This window comes from Pseudomonas sp. 9_2_1 (assembly GCF_059295275.1).
On the sequence record NZ_CM181239.1, the window covers coordinates 4,578,227 to 4,597,253 of the forward strand.

A 19,027-nucleotide genomic window follows, 5' to 3' on the forward strand; every position below is an offset into this window, starting at 1 on the left:
GGGCGCTTTGCACCCCTTTCGCGACACAAGGCCGCTCCTACAGGGGACCGCGCGCCGCGATGGATTGCGCAGCAGCCGCAAAATGGTTCAGGCAAAAAAAATCCCCAGCCGAGGCCGGGGATTTTTTTATTGCGCCAGGATCAATCCTCGCGATAGCGACGCAGCTTCAGCTGCTTGCCGGCCACGCGGGTGTCCTTGAGCTTGGTCAGCAGCTTCTCGAGGCCGTCTTCCGGCAGCTCGACCAGGCTGAAGCTGTCGCGCACCTGGATACGACCGATCGCATCACGGGCCAGGCCACCTTCGTTGAGGATCGCGCCCAGCAGGTTCTTGGCTGCGATGCCGTCACGGGCACCCAGGGCAGTACGGCAACGTACGCGGCCTTCGGCCAGCGGCAGCGGCGCACGGCGCTCGCGGTCACCACGATCACCACGGTCGCTGCGCTCGCCACGGTCCGAGCGCTCGGTACGCTCGCCACGCGGGGCACCCACGCCCGGCACCAGCGGCTGCTCACGCTCTACCGCTGCCAGGTCCAGCGCCTGGCCATTGGTGGCCTTGCGCAGCAGGGCCGAAGCCAGGGCACGGGCACTGCAACCCAGGTCGGCGGTCAGGCGGTCGAACAGTTCGCCATGGGTGGCTTCTGCTTCGGCTACCAGCGGCGCCAGGCTCGAGGTCAGCTTCTTGATGCGGGCATCCAGCACAGCCTGAGCGTTCGGCAGGCGGGCTTCGGCAACTTTCTGCCCGGTAACACGCTCGATCACCTGCAGCATGCGGCGCTCACGCGGGGTGACCAGCAGCAGTGCACGGCCATCGCGACCGGCACGGCCGGTACGGCCGATACGGTGTACGTAGGACTCGGGGTCGTACGGCATGTCGACGTTGAACACGTGAGTGATGCGCGGTACGTCCAGGCCACGGGCAGCGACGTCGGTGGCGACGACGATGTCCAGGCGGCCATCCTTGAGCGATTCGATCACGCGCTCACGCTGGTTCTGGGCGATGTCGCCGTTCAGCGCGGCAGCCTTGTAGCCCTTGGCTTCCAGCGCGGCGGCCAGGTCCAGGGTGGCTTGCTTGGTACGTACGAAGGCGATCAGCGCGTCGAACTCTTCCACTTCCAGCAAGCGCAGCACAGCCGGGATCTTCTGGTCGGCATGGACCATCAGGTGGGCCTGGTCGATCGCGGTGACGGTCTGGGTCTTGCTCTGGATCTTGACGTGCTTGGGTTCGCGCAGGTGGCGTTCGGCGATCGAGCGGATCGACGACGGCAGGGTAGCGGAGAACAGCACGGTCTGACGGGTAGCCGGGATTGCGTCGAAGATCACTTCGAGGTCATCCATGAAGCCCAGCTTCAGCATCTCGTCGGCTTCGTCCAGTACCAGGTACTGCACGGTCGACAGGACTTTTTCGTCACGACGCAGGTGGTCGCACAGACGGCCTGGGGTGGCCACGACGATTTGCGCACCGTTACGGATGGCACGCAGCTGTGGGCCCATCGGGGCACCACCGTATACAGCTACCACGTTAACGCCCGGCATCTGCTTGGCGTAGGTTTCGAAAGCGGTAGCAACTTGCAGCGCCAACTCACGGGTTGGCGCCAGGATCAGGGCTTGCGGCTCGCGCTTGCTCACATCGATCTTGTTGAGGATCGGCAGGGCGAAGGCAGCGGTCTTGCCGGTGCCAGTCTGCGCCTGGCCGATCATGTCGTGACCGGCGAGGATGATCGGGATCGATTGTTGCTGAATGGCGGACGGCTCTTCGTAGCCGGTCGCCAGAACGGCAGCAACAATATTCGGATTAAGATCGAGAGCGGCGAAGCCGCCGGTTTCCTGGGTCATGGGTCTGCCTCTAAGTGCATCCGCAAAGACCCATGCTGCAAAGCTGCACATGCCTTGAAAGACCGGAAGGTCACCCAGGCAGCTTTGTCGGCGGGGATTTGCGAAAACGATTGAAAAAGAAAACTTGGGAAGGTCCGCCTAGCGGACGTGCAGCCGAAGCTGGACTCGGAGGATTTGCACCACCTGATTTTGAGGTCCGCTAAAAGACCGGCGCGTACTATACCCGAAATAGCGCAGGAAGTGAGGAATATTTTCAGGGTGCGGCGCCAGTATCGGGCCATCAGATGGCCTGGGGCTGAATCGATAATGCTTTACTGCCTGCACCGGCCCTATCGCCGGCAAGCCAGCTCCCACAGGGACAGCATCACGGTTGAGATCACTGCACTCGCGAAGGGGTACATGAATCTAAAGCCAAAAGCGCCCCCTGTGGGAGCTGGCTTGCCGGCGATAGGGCCAGCAGCCACAGCACAGTTTCATCAAGTAGCGGGGCGAATCTCGCGGATCAACCCTTCAAGGCCATACCCCAAGGTCGGGGCCAAAGCCTGCGCCCGTGCTCGCAGCCCGTCCATATCCAGCATCTGCTCCAGGTCCGCCGGCACCAGCAATATCACATTGCCCTCCTTCACCGGCAACTCCCAGTAATGCCGGTGGTACAACCCGCGCAGCAACGCCGCGCCCAGCGGCTTGCCGTCATCGGTGGCCCACTGGTTGATCACCAGCCAACCACCCGGGTTCAGCTGCTGCTGGCAGTTTTCCAGAAACTTCCACGCCAGGTGCCCTACCCCCGGCCCATGGTCGGTATACAGGTCGACGAACAGCAGGTCGGCCTTCTCTGCCGTGGGCAGCAACTCCAGGGCATCGCCGATACGCACGTACAGCCGCGGGTCGTCATCCAGGCCCAGGTGCTCCATGGCCAGGCGCGGCACGTCCGGGCGCAGCTCGATGGCTTCGATGTCTTCCAGCGGCAGGAACTTCATGCAGGCCTGGGTCAGCGTGCCGGCACCCAGGCCAAGAAACAGCGCGCTCTCCGGTTGCGGATGGCACAGCGCCCCGACCAGCATGGCGCGGGTGTAGTCATACTCCAGCCAGCTGGGGTCGGCCGTGAACACGCAGCTCTGCTCGATGGCATCGCCGAACTCCAGAAAGCGGTAGTCGTCCACTTCGTACACGCTGATGACGCCAAAGGCATCCTCCACCCGTGCCAGTAGCCGCTCTTCCCGTTCCGCCGTCATGCTCACACCCGCCCGCGCAAAACGCGCATTGTCCGTCAACACCCGTGATGCAACAAGCACAGCGCCAACTGATACCATGGCCTGAAGCCTATAACCTACAAGACCGAGCCCGAGATGAACCAACCGTGGAGCCCCGACAGCTGGCGCGCCCTGCCGATCCAGCAGCAACCGACCTACCCCGATGCCGCGCACCTGCTGAAGGTTGAGCAAACCCTGGCCAGCTACCCGCCGCTGGTGTTCGCGGGCGAGGCACGCGAGCTGCGCCGGCAGTTTGCAGAGGTCACCGAAGGCCGCGCCTTCCTGCTGCAGGGCGGCGACTGCGCCGAGAGCTTCGCCGAGTTCTCGGCGGCAAAAATCCGCGATACCTTCAAGGTGCTGCTGCAAATGGCCATTGTCATGACCTTTGCCGCCGGCTGCCCGGTGGTCAAGGTGGGGCGCATGGCCGGGCAGTTTGCCAAGCCACGTTCGGCGGGCGATGAAACCATCGGCGACATCACCCTGCCAGCCTATCGCGGCGACATCGTCAACGGCATCGGTTTCGACCCGAAAAGCCGCATCCCCGACCCGGAGCGCCTGCTGCAGGCCTACCACCAGGCCACCGCCAGCCTCAACCTGCTGCGTGCCTTTGCCCAGGGCGGCTTTGCCGACCTGCACCAAGTGCACAAGTGGAACCTGGACTTCATCGCCAACTCGGCGCTGGCCGACAAGTACCACCAGCTGGCCAACCGCATCGACGAGACCCTGGCGTTCATGCGCGCCTGCGGCCTGGACAGTGCGCCGCAACTGCGCGAAACCAGCTTTTTCACCGCCCACGAAGCACTGCTGCTGAACTATGAAGAAGCCTTTGTCCGCCAGGACAGCCTGACCGGCGACTACTACGACTGCTCGGCGCACATGCTGTGGATCGGCGACCGTACCCGCCAGCTGGACGGAGCCCACGTCGAGTTCCTGCGCGGCGTGCACAACCCGATCGGGGTCAAGGTTGGCCCCAGCATGAACCCCGAAGAGCTGATCCGCCTGATCGACGCGCTCAACCCGGCCAACGACCCGGGGCGTTTGAACCTGATCGTGCGCATGGGTGCGAGCAAGGTCGGCGATCACCTGCCGGGGCTGATCCGCACCGTCGAGCGCGAAGGGCGCAAGGTGCTGTGGAGCTCGGACCCGATGCACGGCAACACCATCAAGGCCAGCAGCGGTTACAAGACCCGTGACTTTGCGCAGATCCTGGACGAGGTGAAGCAGTTCTTCCAGGTGCACCAGGCCGAGGGCAGTCATGCCGGCGGCATCCATATCGAGATGACCGGGCAGAACGTCACCGAGTGCATCGGCGGCGCCCGGCCGATCACAGAGGATGCGCTGTCGGACCGCTATCACACCCACTGCGACCCACGGATGAACGCCGACCAGTCGCTGGAGCTGGCCTTTCTGATTGCCGAGACGCTCAAGCAGGTGCGGCGCTAAAAGCATTCGCGGGCACGCCCACTCCCACAGGTTTTGCACAAGACTTGAGAGCTGTGCAGTACCTGTGGGAGCGGGCGTGCCCGCGAATAGGCCGGTAAGCCCACCGACAAACTCAGCCTATTTACGCAGCGGATCATCCCAGAAATGCCGCTCGGCCTCTTGCTGGATATCTACCCTGCTCAACCCCAGGTCATGCAAGATCGCATCGCTGAGACTGGCCAGCTCCCGCCGCTGACGGTGCAGTTGCAGCCAGCGCAACGGGCGCTGCAAGGCAACATGCCACAGGTGATTCAGGGAAAACACAGGTTGCCGGATGCTGCTGACTTGACCTTTCATCGTGAAGCCCTCCGTGTTGATGGCCTCAGTTTCACGCCGGGCTTAAGATCAATCCAACGAATGTTTCTGATGCCATGCATCTCAGAGATTGATGCAATGTCCCAGTACCAGAGCCTCGACCCGGACGTACTGCGCACCTTCGTCGCCATCGCCGAACAAGGCGGCTTCACCCGTGCCGGCGAGGTCGTCAACCGCACCCAGTCGGCGGTGAGCATGCAGATGAAACGCCTGGAGGAAGACATCCTGCAGCGCCAGCTGTTCGAGCGTGATGGTCGGCAGGTACGCCTGACCGCCGAGGGCCAGGTGCTGCTGGGCTATGCGCGGCGCATCCTCAAGCTGCACGGCGAGGTGTTCAACACCCTGCGCATGCCACACATGGTCGGGCAGGTGCGCATCGGCACGCCAGACGACTACGCCATGCGCTTTCTGCCGACCATTCTCTCCAGTTTTGCCCAGGCCTACCCGCTGATCCAGGTTGAGGTGCACTGCGATACTTCGCGACAACTCATGCTGCGCCAGGACCTGGACCTGACCATCGTCACCCGCGAACCGGGCAACGAGATTGGCCAGCTGCTGCGTCAGGAACGGCTGGTATGGGCCGCTGCCGAAGGCTTCTGCCCGCAGGAGCAACGGCCGATGCCTGTAGCGTTGTTCAACACCGATTGTTTCTGCCGCGCCTGGACGTGCAATGCGCTTGAGGCACAGGGCATCGATTACCGCATTGCCTATACCAGCCCAAGCCTGGCGGCGATCTTTGCCATTGTCACAGCGGGGCTGGCGGTGACGGCGCAATTGCAAAGCCTGATTGGCGGAAACATCCGCATATTGGGTGAACAGGATGGGCTACCGCAGTTGCCAGTGGCCAATGTGATGCTGGTGCGCAGTACCCAGAACCCTTCACCGATTACTGACTGCATGGCCGATTATATCGTCGAAGGGTTCAAGTAAGCCGGGGGCGCTTCGCACCCCATCGCCGGCAAGCCAGCTCCCACAGGGTTATCACAGGCCCGAACACTGTGGGGTGCCTGTGGGAGCTGGCTTGCCGGCGATGGGCCGCAAAGCGGCCCCAAATTCTCAAAGTTCAAAGCCGAGCATCACCGCACACACCACCAGGAACACGCAGAACATCGCCCGCAATACCTTCTCCGGCAAGGCATGGGCCAGCCTCACCCCCCAGCTGATGCTGAGCATGCCACCCACCGCCAGTGGAATCCCCACCCCCCAGTCAACGCTCTGGTGCACGCCATAGGTCACCAGCGTCACCAGGGTACTCGGCGCCGCCAGCGCCAGCGACAGCCCCTGCGCCACCACCTGCGTGGTACCGAACACGCTGGTCAGGATCGGCGTGGCCACCACCGCCCCACCTACCCCGAACAACCCGCCCATGGTGCCGGCAAAGCTACCTAGCACCCCCAACCAGGGCCAGGCATAGCGCAACTCCGCACTGGGCGGCGTAACCCTCATGAACATGCGCGCCACGTTCCACACCGCCAACGCCACCAGAAAGCCGACAAAGCCCAGGCGCATGGAGTGCGCATCCAGCCCCACTGCCCAGATCGATCCCAGCCAGGCGAACAGGAAGCTGCACAGCGCCAGCGGTACTGCGTGGCGCAGCTCGATGCGGTTGCGTTGGTGGTAGCGCCACAGCGCCAGCAGCACGTTCGGCACCACCATCACCAATGCCGTGCCCTGCGCCAGCTGCTGGTCCAGCCCAAACAGCACGCCCAGCGCCGGAATCGCGATCAGCCCGCCACCTATGCCGAACAGGCCACCCATGGTGCCCAGCGCAGCGCCCAGCACGATATACAACAACCACTCGATCATCAGGGCCTCGTCCGCCTGTCTATGAATGCGAGCATGCTAACGATTGCGCGCTAGCGGGGAAACGCACAGCAACGCACAATGGCTGTGCGTTTTCCGCAAAACCAAGGCACCCATGAGCCCCGACACCCTGACCGACCAACTGAGCCTGTTTCTCGATGTGCTCGAGACTGGCAGCTTTTCCGCCGCCGCCCGCCGCCACCCGCTGACCCCATCGGCCGTGGCCCGGCGTATCGACAACCTGGAAAGCGCCGTCGGCAGCCGCCTGTTCACCCGCAGCACCCACGCCGTGCGTGCCACACCCGCCGGCAACGCCTTCGCCGAGCGGGCCCGGCGCATTATCGAGGAACTGCGCCTGGCCCGGGCCGAGGCAGTGTCGCTGAGCAGCGCCCCCGAAGGCCTGATCCGCATCGACGCCCCCGCGGCCTTCGGTCGTCGTCACCTGGCCCCGGCCATCGCTGATTTCCTGGTGGCATACCCGGGCCTGGACGTTCAACTGCGCCTGATCGACAGCTTTGTCGACATGCATGGCAGCCACCTGGGCGAGGTCGACCTGGTGTTGCGCGCCGGCCCGCTGGCCGACACCCGCCTGGTCGCCACGCCGCTGGCGTACATGGTGCGCATCGCCTGCGCCAGCCCTGCCTACCTGGCCAGCCGCGGCATACCCACCTGCCCCAGCGAGCTGCCTGGGCACCACGGCCTGGACTGGGACGGCCTAGCGCCGCCTTTCGCCTGGCGCTTCAGCGTGGCCGGGCAAACCCGCTTGTACCGCCCCGCGCGCATGCGCATGGCCGCCAACAACGCCGAAACCCTGCTGTTCGGCGCGCTGGCCGGTTTGGGCATCGCCCACCTGCCCACTTGGCTGATCAGCGAATACCTGCTGCGTGGCGAGTTGATACCGCTGTTTTGCGACGGCGGCCTGCCCGCAGCCGAGACCAGTGGTATATACGCGCTACGCCTGGCACATGAAACGAACTCTCGCAGCCGTTTGCTGCTCGAATTTCTCAAGAGCCGCTTCAGCCCGATTCCACCCTGGGACCTGGCCTTGCGCAGTGAACTGCGCCAGTAACGCGCGCACTAATGATCAGCGTGCCAGACTATCCCATTGATTATTCCAAGGACCTGCATGAACGCCGACACCCAAGCCTCCTGTGACGAGCTGCTGCTGGACAACCAGGTCTGTTTCGCCCTGCACTCCACCTCGTTGCTGATGACCAAAGTCTACAAACCGCTGCTGCAGGCCCTGGGCCTGACCTACCCGCAGTACCTGGCCATGCTCGTGTTGTGGGAACGTGACGGGCTGACCGTGGGCGAGATCAGCCAGCACCTGCTCACCGACCCGGGCTCGCTGACCCCACTGCTCAAACGCCTGGAAAGCGAAGGCTTGCTGCAGCGCAACCGCAGCCGCGAGGACGAACGGGTGGTGATGGTGCAACTGACCAACAAAGGCCGCGACCTGCAAGACAAGGCCAAGGACGTGCCGCAGTGCATTCTGAAGGCCAGCGGGCGCAGCCTGCAGCAGCTTCAGCAACTGCAGGCTGACCTGCTGAACCTGCGCGAGAACCTGCAGAAAAACCTCTGATTGCTATGCTGTGCAATGGCCGTTCGGCGGCCCGGCAATTATTTATCTTGCGCGCAAACTAATTGCGCGCTAATTTAAATCCCACACCAACCCTGCCCTCCTGCAACCGGGAGCGCACAGCACATTAGCGAGGCTCAAGATGCAAAAGGTCACTCCGCTGTACATCGCAGAAGCCACCTCCACCGGTGGGCGTGACGGTAAATCCCGCTCCAGCGACGGCAAGCTGGAAGTCAAGCTGAGCACCCCAAAGGAGCTGGGCGGCGCAGGGGGTGAAGGCACCAACCCCGAGCAGATGTTCGCTGCCGGCTACTCGGCCTGCTTCATCGGCGCCTTGAAATTTGTCGCCGGCCAAGAGAAAAAAGCCCTGCCGGCCGATGCGTCGATCACCGCCAAGGTGGGCATCGGCCAGATCCCGGGCGGTTTTGGCCTGGACATCGACCTGCACATCAACCTGCCGGGCCTGGCACAGGCCGATGCCGAAGCGCTGGTGGAAAAGGCGCACCATGTGTGCCCGTATTCCAACGCTACACGCGGTAATGTGGACGTTCGGTTGCATGTGACCGTGTAAATCCCAGGCATAAAAAAACCCGGCCTTGGCCGGGTTTTTTTGCAGTTCGCAAGAAGGATTACTTCTTGGAACGGCCCTTGTACACGCCACCTTCACGAGTGTCGATGTCGATCCACTCGTCGATGTTGATGAAGTCGGCAACCTGCAGTTCGGTACCGTTCTTCAGCTTGGCAGGCTTCATGACCTTGCCCGAGGTGTCGCCTCGAGCAGCGTTTTCGGTGTAGACAACCTGACGGCTGATGGTGGTCGGCAGTTCAACCGATACCAGGCGGCCTTCGAAGAACACGGCTTCGCAGATGTCTTCCATGCCTTCTTCGATGAACGGCAGAACGGCTTCGATGTCTTCGGCGTTCAGCTCGTACATGGTGTAGTCGGTGGTGTCCATGAAGGTGTACGAGTCACCGCTGATGAACGACAGGGTCGCTTCTTTGCGATCCAGGATCACGTCGTCCAGCTTGTCGTCCGCACCGTAGACGGTTTCGGTCTTGTAGCCGGTCAGCAGGTTCTTCAGCTTGGTCTTCATGATCGCGCTGTTACGGCCCGATTTGGTGAACTCAGCTTTTTGTACCAGCCACGGGTCGTTGTCGATCCGCAGGACGGTACCGGGTTTCAGTTCTTTACCAGTTTTCATTGCGAAGTATCCGAATCTGGATGGATTTATAAAAATCGAGGCCGCATATCATAGCCAATTTCGGTAAAACTGTACCAGCGTCATGGCAAGGTCCGGCTGAGCGGCCTGCCGGGCTGCCCAATCGCGGGCGTGCTGCTGCAGTTCTGGCCAATGCTGGCGGGCCGCCTGCCACGCCAGGCCCATGTCGCGATCCATGTTCCAGGCACGCCACAGGCCAAGCAGTGCGGCGTCGGCAGCGTCTGACAGGCCACGTCGATAATGCCCGAGAAATGCTTCGAGCTTTTCCCAATGGGCATTTTCGTCCTGCACGTAGATGTGCCATAGCATCGGCTGACCGGCCCACTGCGCGCGTACAAATGAGTCTTCGCCGCGCACCGCATTGAAATCACAGCTCCAGAGCAGCCGGTCGAAATCGTCCTGGCTGACGAAAGGCAACACTTGCACGGTCAGCGCCCCGCGCTTGTGCACCGCACCTACGTTCAACTGCGCTTCGCCCAGCCACTGGCCAAGGCCGGCAACAACCCGCCCTTGCGGTACCAGCAAGTGGCAGGGCTGGGCGTCGGTGGCCAAGGCATCGAGCCAGCTGGCCAACTGCGGGTTTTCGTAGGCGAATAGCGAGATCAGCAGTGCACCCGGCGCTGGATGCACGCCAAGCCCGTGCAGGAATGCCTGGCGAACGTCGGCAGACTGCTGGAACGCGTCACGCCGTGCCAGCAGCGAACCCTCGCGCAGCAGGCCACCGGTTTTTTCGGTAAAGCCGGGGAAGAAAAACACCTTTCGCAGGCCGTTGGGCTGTGGCGAGGGCAAGCCATGACAACCTTCCACCCAGTCTTCGGCGCTGAGGTATTCGAGGTTGAGCCACAGCGGCGGCACGGAGCGCGCGCGCATCGCATCTACATACGCAGGCGGCAGCAGGCAGGCGAACGCACCGATTACCACCTCGGCCGGCGCCACCGGCAACCAGGTCGCCGGCCACTGCCGCACATCCACGCCGTGCTGCCATTGCTGGGCGGCAGTGGCATCCGCCCCGGGGCACATTGGCACAAAGGCATTCAGGTCATCCACCCACAGGCGCACCGCCAGGTTGTGCTCAGCGACAAGCTGGCGAGCCAGGCGCCAGGTCACGCCGATGTCGCCATAGTTGTCGACGACGCTGCAGAAGATGTCCCAGGTGGCTTTCATGTGCCCCTCCCCTTGCCTACTGAAAAACGCGGATTTTGCCCGACAGCATGCGACAATGCACCCCGCCCCACCCTGCCAAGGAGGTAGCCATGCCCCGCCCACGTGAACTGAAGATCACTTTGAAGCCGCTGCCGTTGATACTCTGTGTAGCCTTCGGCCTCTGGCTTGGCGCCGTCGCCATCGCCCTGAGCCTGTGGCTGGCCCTGCAACTGTGGCCGGCCCAGGTACTGCCGGTGGCCCAGGCCGTGGCCCCGGCGCTCGCGCCGGCTGTAACCCCGGCGGCACAGCCGATGGACGCGCAGGGTGAGATGTTCGAACGCTACCAACACATCCTGAACAAACAGCAACAGCAGCAGGCTGCCGATGCCGCCCAGGGCAACCCGCGCAACCTCAACAGCCCCAGGTGCCAGTTCTGGCTGCAGCAGAACCGCACCGCGCCCACCGACAAAAGCCAGGCCAACGTGCTGGAGTTCTGCTACTGACCATGAACAAGCCCCACCTGCTGGCACAGATCGTCGCCATCCTCGAGCATGATCTGGAGGTGCTGACCCGTGCGGCGCAAACAGCCTACGAAACCGCCACCGCCGAAGAGAACATCGCCGAGAACAAGTACGACACCCTCGGGCTGGAAGCCTCGTACCTGGCTACCGGGCAAGCCCGCCGCAGCGCCGAAATCCGCCAGGCGCTGCTGATCTACCAGCAGTTGCTGCTGCGTGAGCATGACCCGGCGCGCGGGGTGCAGGTCAGCAACCTGGTGACGCTGGAAGATGAGCACGGCGGCCAGCGCCGGGTGTTCCTCGGGCCCGAGGCTGCCGGCCTGAAGATTGGCCAGGGGGATGAACTGGTGACGGTGATCACCCCGCGCTCGCCCCTGGGGCAGCAATTGCTCGGCAAGAAGGTGGATGACGAGGTGAACCTGGGGCCGCAGGTACTGTTCATAGTGGATGTGGTCTGAACTGGCCTCTTGACAGGCACAGGCGCTACACAGTCAAAGGGTTTGCAAGGCATCGAAGCGCCCCGCCAACCCCTGCTCGGCAAATTGCTCCACGACAAAATCGACAAACGCCCGGGTCTTGCCGGGCAACAGCTTGTGTTGGGCGAAATACAGGCTGATATGCCCATCGTCCACGTACCAGTCCGGCAACACCCGCCGCAGGCGCCCGGCCTGCAGGTAGGGCACGGCAAACGGCAGGCTTACCAGGGCCACCCCCAACCCCTGCTCGGCCACCGCACACGCCGCATCCGAATCGCTCATGGTCATCGCCTGGCGCAGTTGCAGCGGCTGCTGCGCCTGCCAGCGGCTGGTCAACGGCCACGACCGCACCCGCCCGCTCTGCGGTGAGCGGATCAGGATGCCGTCATGCCGCTGCAGTACCTGCGGGTCGTTGATCGGTGCATGCCGATCCAGATACCCCGGCGCCGCCACCAGCACCCGGTGGGCGGGGGTCAGTTTGCGCGCCACCACCCCCGGCGGCAGCTCGAAACCGCCACCAATCGCTGCGTCGAAACCCTGGCCGATCAGGTCCACCTGGCGGTTGTCGAAATGCCAGTCCGGGGTAATGGCCGGGTAGCGCCGAAGGAATTCAGCCAGCAAGGGCAACACATACAAACGCCCGAATACCGTGCCCATGCTCACCCGCAGCAGCCCGGCAGGCTGGCCTTCGGAACTGGCCAGGTTGGCCACGGCGTACTGGATAGTGCGAAAGCTGTCGCTGATCTCCCCAAGAAAACGCTGCCCCGCTTCGGTCAAGGTCAGCTTGCGGGTACTACGCTGGAACAACCGCACCCCCAGCCGCGCTTCCAGCTGGGCGACATGCTTGCCCACGGCAGCCGGGGTGATGCTGAGGCGCCTGGCGGCTTCGGCAAAACTGCCGACCTCGGCACTGCGGATGAAGCACTCCAACGCGTTGAACGATTCCATGGCCATGATTGGCAACCAAAGGTTTACTCTGCTGATAGTGATTGCCATCTTATCAGCAGGTAATCGAGCGCCGATACTGCGCCCATCCAAGGCATTTCAGCCTGGCTTCCAGCAGGAGATGAGCATGTCCAAGCAATTTACCCTCGAAGGCAAAGTGGCCCTGGTACAGGGCGGTTCCCGTGGCATTGGTGCGGCCATCGTGCGGCGCCTGGCCAAGGAAGGCGCACAGGTCGCTTTTACCTACGCCAGTTCCGAAGGCCCGGCCAAGGCCCTCGTCGATGAAGTCAAGGCATCCGGTGGCAAGGCCTTGGCGCTGCGCGCCGACAGCGCCGATGCCGCTGCTGTGCAATTGGCCGTGGATGACGCCGTGAAGGCCTTCGGCAGGCTCGACATCCTGGTCAACAACGCCGGCGTGCTTGCCGTGGCGCCATTGCTAGACTTTGACCTGGCAGACTTCGACCGCACCCTCGCCATCAACGTGCGCAGCGTGTTCGTCGCCAGCCAGGCCGCGGCGCGCTACATGGGCCAGGGTGGGCGCATCATCAATATCGGCAGCACCAACGCCGAACGCATGCCGTTTGCCGGTGGCGCGCCGTATGCCATGAGCAAGTCGGCGCTGGTTGGCCTGACCCGCGGCATGGCGCGTGACCTGGGGCCGCAGGGCATCACCGTGAACAACGTGCAGCCAGGGCCGGTGGACACCGACATGAACCCGGCCAGCGGCGAGTTTGCCGAAAGCCTGATCCCGCTGATGGCGATCGGGCGGTATGGCGAGGCCGATGAGATTGCCAGCTTCGTGGCTTACCTGGCGGGGCCTGAGGCGGGGTACATCACCGGGGCCAGTTTGACAGTGGATGGGGGGTTTGCGGCCTGATTGGAGGGTTGCCTGTGTGGGGCTGTGTGCGGGCAAGTCTGCTGTTTTTGTAATCGCATCAGGGCTCCCAGGTGCTTGCCGCAGCATTTTCAGCGCCTGTGAGATCGAGCGCCGCCCGCGCGGCGCTTCGCGGGTGAACCCGCTCCCACATTTGTTGCAACGCACCAAACCTGTCAGGCCATGGTTGCCAGCCTTGTTGGCTTGACTGGATTTCTCGGTTGACCCCACTGCAGCCTCACCTGTCTCAAGCTATGCACCAAGGCGGGCAACCCCTTTCTCACAGGCATGGCCACGTTGCAACAAATGTGGGAGCGGGTTCACCCGCGAAGCGCCGCGTGGGCGGCGCTCGATCTGACAGGCGATGAAGATGTGGTGGCGGACACCCGCGAAGCGCCGCGCGGGCGGCGCTCGATCTCACAGGCGCTGCATATCTTGCGGCAAGCACCTGTCAGCCCTGATGCAATCCCAATGAGAGATTCCATGACCATAGAACAAGGCTCATCCTTCGCCAGCCCCCAAACTCTGCTCCATCACCTCCAAAAACGCCCGGGCAGCCGGTGTCGGGCTGGATGACCACACGGCATAAAGGTGCCGCACCGGCGCATCCACCAACCGCGCCACCGCCACGCCGTCCATACCTTCGGCCACCCGCTCCGGCACCAGGCCGACCGCCATGCCCCGCTGCACGAACTTCTCGACCAGACGCACATGCCCAATCTCGAACTGCACCCGATGCTGCAACCCCGCCGCCTGAAACGCCTCGTCCGTCTGCCGTCGCGCCCCGGTGCCTTCGGGGAAGTCCACCAGCACTTCACCGGCCAGATCGGCCAGCGCCAGCTGCGCCCTGCCCGCCAGCCGATGGCCCGGCGGCAACAACGCCACCAGCGCTTCCCTGGCCAGCAAACGATGCTGCACCCCCTGCACCACTTCGCCCTGCCACAGGCCGATGAAACCCACGTCCAGGCGCCGTTCGATCACATCGGCGATCAGCAATTCGCTCTTGGCCGTAAGCCAGCGCACGTCCACATCCGGGTAACGGCCGTGAAACACCGCCAGCAGGTCGACCAGGTCCAGCGCGGTGAGCGAGCTGATTTCACCAATCGCCAAGCGCCCACGCACTTGGCCGCAAGCCGCCGCCACATCATCAGCAACGCGCCGGGCCGCCTCCACCGCCGGCCTGGCGCTGAGCACAAAGGCCTCGCCGGCAGGCGTCAGGCGCACCCGCCGCGAACTGCGCTCGAACAGGCTGACGCCCAGGTGTGCCTCAAGGCGCGCCACCTGGTGGCTAAGCGCCGACTGCACCACATGGCAACGTTCAGCCGCACGGGTAAAACTGCCGGTGTCGGCCACGGCGAGGGCGTACTCAAGCTGCTTGAGGTTCATTGATCTATCTGTTTTCGAGATTGATAAGTTGAAAACTATACATTGGCGTCATGCCTGACACTTCCAGATAATCACCACCACTTACTACTGCCCGCCACGAGAACCGCATGAACACCCCCACTCTCAGCCGCGCCCTGATCCTGCTGATGGCGACCGCCACCGGCCTGGCCGTGGCCAGCAACTACTACGCGCAACCGCTGTTGCACAGCATTGCCCAGCAATTTGGCCTGAGCACCGCCAGCGCAGGCAGTATCGTGATTGCCGCACAGCTCAGCTACGGCGCCGGGTTGCTGTTGCTGGCGCCACTGGGCGACCTGTTCGAACAGCGCCGGCTGATCACCGTGATGACCGTCATTGCCACCCTGGGCCTGGTCATCAGTGCCTGCGCACCGAGCCTGCCGTGGTTGCTGCTCGGCACCGCGCTGACCGGCCTGTTCTCGGTGGTGGCGCAGATCCTGGTGCCCATGGCCGCCGCGCTGAGCCCGCCGCACCAGCGCGGCCGCGCGGTCGGCACGCTGATGAGCGGCCTGCTGCTGGGCATTCTGCTGGCGCGGACCGCTGCCGGCTTCATGGCCGAACTAGGCGGCTGGCGCAGCATCTACGTGCTGGCTGCCGTACTGATGGCGATCACCGCCGTGGCCCTGTACCGCAGCCTGCCACAGCACCACAGCCATGCTGGTTTGAAGTACCCCGCACTGATCGGCTCGGTGTTCCGCCTGTTCATCGAAGAGCCGGTGCTGCGCCTGCGCTCGCTGCTCGGCCTGCTGGCGTTCAGCCTGTTCGCGCTGTTCTGGACGCCATTGGCCTTCCTGCTGGCGCAAGGCCCGTACCACTATTCCGATGCAGTGATCGGCCTGTTCGGCCTGGCCGGTGCGGCGGGCGCGCTGTCGGCCAACTGGGCCGGGCGCCTGGCCGACCGTGGCAAGGGCTCGCTGGGGACCACGGTGGGGCTGGTGGTGTTGCTGCTGTCGTGGGTACCGCTGGGGTTTGCCCAGCAATCGCTGCTGGCCTTGCTGCTAGGTGTGCTGATGCTCGACCTGGCGGTGCAGCTGGTGCACGTGAGCAACCAGAACGCAGTCATTGCGCTGCGGCCCGAGGCGCGCACGCGGCTGAATGCCGGGTACATCACCTGCTATTTCATTGGCGGGGCACTGGGGTCGCTGCTGGGGACGCAGTTGTTCCAGCGCCAGGGCTGGATGGGGATTGTGGTGGCAGGGTTGGTGATTGGCGCTCTCGCATTGCTGGCGTGGCTGCTGGCGAACCGCAAACCTGCCACATCAATTGTGTAGGCGCGTGCCGGCCTGAGGGCGACATTGCACCGCACTACCCTCCGTCGTATTGCCGTTGACTTGCCTGCCCGGGCAGCGCTCAGTAGGCGCTGGTCAATGCCCTTTCCCTGACAGGACGACTTTATGACAAGACTCACGGTGCAATCCGGCGATTTCTTGCAAGGTGAAGGCGAGTATCGCAACGGATCGCTCACACTCAAGACCCCGCGCAGCCCCTCCCCGGGCGAGCGGATTTCCCTGGCACGTATCAGCGACCTGAGGCTGGCCAGCCTGGAGTCCAGCCGCAGCTTCGGCAGCACCCTTGGCTGGGGCGTGGCCGGGGCGTTGGTGGCCGGGCCGGTGGGGTTGCTGGCCGGGCTGTGGCTGGGTGGCAAGGAAGAAGAAGCCACCTTCCTGGCCACCTTCAAGGATGGGCGCAAGCTCATGGCCATTACCGATGGCAAGACCTGGTCGAAGATCGATGACAACTGGCGGCAGCACAAGCGGCCAACCCGCGCAGACTGACTGAATATCGCAAGGCCTGGATCGTTTTGTATTGAAGGCGGCTGCTAAGATGCCGCCTTTTTTCATGGCCTGTGCGGGCCTCTTCGCGGGTGAACCCGCGCCTACAACGGGTGGCGATGCCCCTGTGGGAGCGGGTTTACCCGCGAAGAGGCCCGCACAGGTGTCGCGCATCCAGGAGCCCCGCATGCCCCCGCGTCACCCCCGCCTGCCCCTGAGCCTGCTCAGCCTGGGCCTGGCCCTGCATTGCCCCAATGTGCTTGCCGAAGACAGCGTGTTACTGGCCCCGCTGCAGGTTTCCGACAGCTACGCCAACGATGGCTACCAGGCACGCCAGGCTGCAGTGGGCGGCTTCCAGCCCGCACCCTTGCTCGACACCCCCGCCTCGGTCAGCGTGTTCAGCCAGCAATTGCTGGAAGACCGTCAGGTGCGCAAGCTCAGCGAAGTGCTGCAAAGCGACGCCTCGGTGGGCGAAAGCTATGCGCCCATCGGCTACTACGAAAACTTCAACGTGCGCGGCTTCGAACTGAACGCCGCCAGCAGTTACCGCATCAACGGCCAGACCATCGCCGGCGAGCAGAACGTGGCCCTGGAAAACAAACAGCAGGTCGAGCTGCTCAAAGGCCTGTCCGGCCTGCAGAGCGGCGTGTCGGAGCCCGGCGGCCTGATCAACTACGTGACCAAGCGTGCCGAAGACGTGCGCAGCGTCACCGTGTCGACCAACGAACAAGGCGAGCGCTACCTGGCCACCGACCTGGGCGGCTGGTTCGGCAGCGAAAAGCAGTTTGGCCTGCGCGCCAACCTGGCCCATGAGGACATCCGCTCTTACGTCGACCACGCCGATGGCAAGCGCGACTTCGCCTCGCTGGCCTTCGACTGGCAGATAAGCCCGGATGCCACCTTGCAACTGGATGCCGAATACCAGCACCGCGAACAACGCTCGGTGCCCGGCTACCAGCTGCTCGGCGGCACCCAAGTGCCCCACGGCATCGACCCCAGTGACCGCCTGGCCTACCAGCAGTGGGCAAAACCTGTGCAGAACGACTCGCTGAACCTGGGCGGGCGCTTCGAGTACCGCTTCAACGAGGCCTGGACCGGCACCTTGAGCGCCTCGCGCAGCAAGGTGGTGATCGATGACTACAGCGCGTTTGCCTGGGGCTCGAGCGAAGGCGCGTTCTTCGCCAGCAATGGCGACTACGACATCTACGACTTCCGCAGCCCCGACGACACCCGCCGCACCGATGAGGCACAGGCCATGCTCGCCGGGCGCTTCGAGGCGCTGGGCGTGGGCCATGAACTGACCCTGGGTACCAGCGCGCAGCGGCGCACGCTGGACCAGCGCCCCTACTACAACGAGTGGCTCGGTAGCGGCAATATCTACAGTGGCGCCCCCGCCTTCGCCCCGTCCGACAAGCCGATCGGCGCCAGCGAACGGCGCCTGGACAGCCGCCAGTACGGCCTGTTCATCAGCGACCGCATCAGTTTCAACGAGCAATGGCAGACCGTACTGGGCGCTCGCGAAGTGCGTCTGGATGAAAAGACCTGGGACGAGACCGGTGTTGCCGGGCGCCATACCCGCCAGTACGAGCTGCTGCCCAATGCTGCGCTGATCTACAAGCCGCAGCCGAACACCACCGTCTATGCCAGCTATTCCAAGGGCCTGTCAGCCGGTGGGACTGCGCCCTGGTTTGCCAGCAATGCCGCCGAAATTCTCGCGCCGACCACCTCGCATCAGCTCGAGCTGGGCCTCAAGCACGACTGGCAGGGCCTGAGCCTCAGCGCCGCGCTGTTCCAGCTCCGCCAGGCCTACCAGTACGCGCGCCCGGACGGTGCCGGCAACTTCACCTACGTGCAGCAAGGCCGGCAGAAAAACACCGGCCTGGAGCTTGGCGCCAGCGGCTGGGTGACCTCGAACCTGCAGGTGCAGGCCAGCGCGGCGGCCATTCGTGCACGGGTGCAGAACAGCGGCACCGATGCCTACGAAGGCCATCAGGCGATCAATGTGCCCAGGTTCCGCGCTGCGCTGCACGCGGAGTACAGCCTGCCGGTGCCGGGGCTGGCGCTGCTGGGTGGGGCGCGCTACAGCGCCAGCAAGTATGCGAGCCAGGCGGGCAATGTGCAGGTGGGCGGGTATACCGTGTTCGATGTGGGTAGCCGCTACCGTACGCAGGTAGGCGGGTATGACACGGTGCTGCGGCTGACCGTGGATAACGTGTTCGACAAACGCTACTGGCGCGATGTGGGGGATTACCTGGGGGACAACTACCTGTTCCAGGGTGCGCCGCGTACTGCCCGGCTGTCGGCTTCGGTCAGCTTCTAGCGGGTTGGGGCTGCCTTGCAGCCCATTCGCAGCACAAGGCTGCTCCTACCGAGAACGTGTCAGCAGCAGGTTCGCGGTCATTTGTAGGAGCAGC

At 63.9% G+C, this 19,027-nt stretch carries 19 protein-coding genes; 11 read left to right on the top strand and 8 right to left on the bottom strand.

Annotation, left to right across the window (positions count from 1 at the left end):
• Window positions 1-140 precede the first annotated feature (140 nt).
• Together AC5O5I_RS20830 and AC5O5I_RS20835 are read right to left on the bottom strand one after the other, a co-directional pair.
• On the bottom strand, window positions 141-1,832 hold the full coding sequence (locus tag AC5O5I_RS20830) for a DEAD/DEAH box helicase (RefSeq protein WP_172222933.1): 1,692 nt from the start codon (window positions 1,830-1,832) through the stop codon (window positions 141-143).
• A 476-nt stretch (window positions 1,833-2,308) separates the two neighbouring features.
• Window positions 2,309-3,064 carry a spermidine synthase gene (locus tag AC5O5I_RS20835; protein ID WP_172222930.1) on the bottom strand — a complete coding sequence of 252 codons (756 nt, stop codon included), beginning with the start codon at window positions 3,062-3,064 and terminating at the stop codon, window positions 2,309-2,311.
• Window positions 3,065-3,178: 114 nt separating this feature from the next.
• Between AC5O5I_RS20835 and AC5O5I_RS20840 the strand changes: the two genes are divergently transcribed.
• Window positions 3,179-4,525: a class II 3-deoxy-7-phosphoheptulonate synthase gene (locus AC5O5I_RS20840; RefSeq protein ID WP_172222927.1), complete on the top strand. Its 1,347-nt coding sequence runs from the start codon at window positions 3,179-3,181 to the stop codon at window positions 4,523-4,525.
• Window positions 4,526-4,642: 117 nt separating this feature from the next.
• Here the strand turns inward: AC5O5I_RS20840 and AC5O5I_RS20845 are convergent, their stop codons facing one another.
• Window positions 4,643-4,861, bottom strand: a complete 219-nt coding sequence (locus tag AC5O5I_RS20845; protein ID WP_494511481.1) for a DUF1127 domain-containing protein — start codon at window positions 4,859-4,861, stop codon at window positions 4,643-4,645.
• A 96-nt stretch (window positions 4,862-4,957) separates the two neighbouring features.
• Between AC5O5I_RS20845 and AC5O5I_RS20850 the strand changes: the two genes are divergently transcribed.
• Window positions 4,958-5,809 carry a LysR substrate-binding domain-containing protein gene (locus AC5O5I_RS20850; RefSeq protein WP_172222920.1) on the top strand — a complete coding sequence of 284 codons (852 nt, stop codon included), beginning with the start codon at window positions 4,958-4,960 and terminating at the stop codon, window positions 5,807-5,809.
• A 126-nt stretch (window positions 5,810-5,935) separates the two neighbouring features.
• Here AC5O5I_RS20850 and AC5O5I_RS20855 read toward each other — a convergent pair whose 3' ends face one another.
• A complete protein-coding gene (locus AC5O5I_RS20855; protein ID WP_172222917.1) occupies window positions 5,936-6,685 on the bottom strand; it encodes a sulfite exporter TauE/SafE family protein in 750 nt (249 codons plus the stop codon).
• A gap of 112 nt (window positions 6,686-6,797) precedes the next feature.
• Here AC5O5I_RS20855 and AC5O5I_RS20860 point away from each other — a divergent pair, with 112 nt between their 5' ends.
• The 3 genes from AC5O5I_RS20860 to AC5O5I_RS20870 all read left to right on the top strand — a co-directional run bounded on the left by AC5O5I_RS20860 (window position 6,798) and on the right by AC5O5I_RS20870 (window position 8,832).
• Complete coding sequence (locus AC5O5I_RS20860; protein ID WP_172222914.1) at window positions 6,798-7,751, top strand: LysR family transcriptional regulator; 954 nt, start codon at window positions 6,798-6,800, stop codon at window positions 7,749-7,751.
• 57 nt (window positions 7,752-7,808) lie between these two features.
• On the top strand, window positions 7,809-8,264 hold the full coding sequence (locus AC5O5I_RS20865; RefSeq protein WP_494511482.1) for a MarR family winged helix-turn-helix transcriptional regulator: 456 nt from the start codon (window positions 7,809-7,811) through the stop codon (window positions 8,262-8,264).
• A gap of 139 nt (window positions 8,265-8,403) precedes the next feature.
• Window positions 8,404-8,832 carry an organic hydroperoxide resistance protein gene (locus tag AC5O5I_RS20870; RefSeq protein WP_172285498.1) on the top strand — a complete coding sequence of 143 codons (429 nt, stop codon included), beginning with the start codon at window positions 8,404-8,406 and terminating at the stop codon, window positions 8,830-8,832.
• A gap of 58 nt (window positions 8,833-8,890) precedes the next feature.
• Here AC5O5I_RS20870 and AC5O5I_RS20875 read toward each other — a convergent pair whose 3' ends face one another.
• Window positions 8,891-9,463 (bottom strand): elongation factor P, encoded by a 573-nt coding sequence (locus AC5O5I_RS20875; protein WP_172222905.1) that lies wholly within the window; start codon window positions 9,461-9,463, stop codon window positions 8,891-8,893.
• A 48-nt stretch (window positions 9,464-9,511) separates the two neighbouring features.
• Window positions 9,512-10,645, bottom strand: a complete 1,134-nt coding sequence (gene earP, locus AC5O5I_RS20880; RefSeq protein ID WP_494511483.1) for an elongation factor P maturation arginine rhamnosyltransferase EarP — start codon at window positions 10,643-10,645, stop codon at window positions 9,512-9,514.
• An 89-nt stretch (window positions 10,646-10,734) separates the two neighbouring features.
• Between earP and AC5O5I_RS20885 the strand changes: the two genes are divergently transcribed.
• Together AC5O5I_RS20885 and AC5O5I_RS20890 are read left to right on the top strand one after the other, a co-directional pair.
• Complete coding sequence (locus tag AC5O5I_RS20885; RefSeq protein WP_172222899.1) at window positions 10,735-11,127, top strand: hypothetical protein; 393 nt, start codon at window positions 10,735-10,737, stop codon at window positions 11,125-11,127.
• A gap of 2 nt (window positions 11,128-11,129) precedes the next feature.
• Window positions 11,130-11,600, top strand: a complete 471-nt coding sequence (locus AC5O5I_RS20890; protein ID WP_172287294.1) for a GreA/GreB family elongation factor — start codon at window positions 11,130-11,132, stop codon at window positions 11,598-11,600.
• Window positions 11,601-11,633: 33 nt separating this feature from the next.
• Here the strand turns inward: AC5O5I_RS20890 and AC5O5I_RS20895 are convergent, their stop codons facing one another.
• Window positions 11,634-12,572 (bottom strand): LysR family transcriptional regulator, encoded by a 939-nt coding sequence (locus AC5O5I_RS20895; protein ID WP_172222893.1) that lies wholly within the window; start codon window positions 12,570-12,572, stop codon window positions 11,634-11,636.
• Window positions 12,573-12,690: 118 nt separating this feature from the next.
• On the opposite strand from AC5O5I_RS20895, the gene AC5O5I_RS20900 reads away from it, so the two are divergent.
• Entirely contained in the window at window positions 12,691-13,440 is a 750-nt protein-coding gene (locus tag AC5O5I_RS20900; RefSeq protein WP_172222889.1) for a 3-oxoacyl-ACP reductase family protein, read from the top strand.
• A gap of 498 nt (window positions 13,441-13,938) precedes the next feature.
• On the opposite strand, the gene AC5O5I_RS20905 is transcribed toward AC5O5I_RS20900, so the two are convergent.
• Complete coding sequence (locus tag AC5O5I_RS20905; protein ID WP_494511484.1) at window positions 13,939-14,823, bottom strand: LysR family transcriptional regulator; 885 nt, start codon at window positions 14,821-14,823, stop codon at window positions 13,939-13,941.
• Between the two features lie 107 nt (window positions 14,824-14,930).
• Between AC5O5I_RS20905 and AC5O5I_RS20910 the strand changes: the two genes are divergently transcribed.
• The 3 genes from AC5O5I_RS20910 to AC5O5I_RS20920 all read left to right on the top strand — a co-directional run bounded on the left by AC5O5I_RS20910 (window position 14,931) and on the right by AC5O5I_RS20920 (window position 18,933).
• The gene (locus AC5O5I_RS20910; RefSeq protein ID WP_172232454.1) at window positions 14,931-16,112 is read left to right on the top strand and encodes an MFS transporter; all 1,182 of its coding nucleotides are present in this window, start codon (window positions 14,931-14,933) and stop codon (window positions 16,110-16,112) included.
• 123 nt (window positions 16,113-16,235) lie between these two features.
• The gene (locus AC5O5I_RS20915) at window positions 16,236-16,616 is read left to right on the top strand and encodes a hypothetical protein (RefSeq protein ID WP_172287296.1); all 381 of its coding nucleotides are present in this window, start codon (window positions 16,236-16,238) and stop codon (window positions 16,614-16,616) included.
• A 184-nt stretch (window positions 16,617-16,800) separates the two neighbouring features.
• Window positions 16,801-18,933 (top strand): TonB-dependent siderophore receptor, encoded by a 2,133-nt coding sequence (locus AC5O5I_RS20920; protein WP_494511485.1) that lies wholly within the window; start codon window positions 16,801-16,803, stop codon window positions 18,931-18,933.
• The last annotated feature ends 94 nt before the right edge of the window (window positions 18,934-19,027 follow it).